This is a genomic window from Schaalia sp. lx-100, from assembly GCF_021083625.1.
Taxonomy (GTDB): domain Bacteria; phylum Actinomycetota; class Actinomycetes; order Actinomycetales; family Actinomycetaceae; genus Pauljensenia.
Genome location: NZ_JAJNRP010000020.1, coordinates 1 through 551 on the forward strand (window position 1 = coordinate 1; position 551 = coordinate 551).

Consider the following 551-nt stretch of genomic DNA (forward strand, 5'->3'; position numbering starts at 1 on the left):
TGATTCGTCACAGGAACAGAACGCAAATCAACGTCCTGCCCATCCTCACGAACAGACACATCCTGCTTCCACGCAGCATTCAACACGTAATTCACCAGACTCGCGCTCTCACGCAACTCGTAATCCCCATACGGCACGCCCTCAAACGACGCCACGCCATCAGCTGTCGTGGTCGCGGTAGCAAACGGCGTCTCAGACACCACGCCCGCCTCAGTCTTGGTGAACAGGGAGAACACCACGCCCGCAAGCGGCAGCTCAGCATCCTCAGCATCAACCTTCTTCACCTTGATACTGCCGCGCTTCATCGTGTTTGTAAACGCGCTATTAGTTAGGTCAACGAGCTCGCCCTCACCACTCACACTCACCTCACGACCCGCTGCCTCACCAGAGGGGTTATACGCGGACAAAGGACCAGTCTCACGCACCACATACGACCCATACGGCACACGCTCAAACGAAGCCACACCATCAGCCCCAGTGGTCGCGGTAGCAAACGCCGTATCAGACACCACGCCATCGGTCTTAGCAAACAGCGAGAACACCACACCCAC

At 57.2% G+C, this 551-nt stretch carries 1 protein-coding gene; it reads right to left on the reverse strand.

Annotation, left to right across the window (positions count from 1 at the left end; all coding sequences use genetic code 11):
* A partial coding sequence (locus LRP54_RS08355; protein ID WP_331274815.1) for an MSCRAMM family protein occupies positions 1-509 on the reverse strand: 509 nt, incomplete at its 3' end.
* Between the last annotated feature and the right edge of the window lie 42 nt (positions 510-551).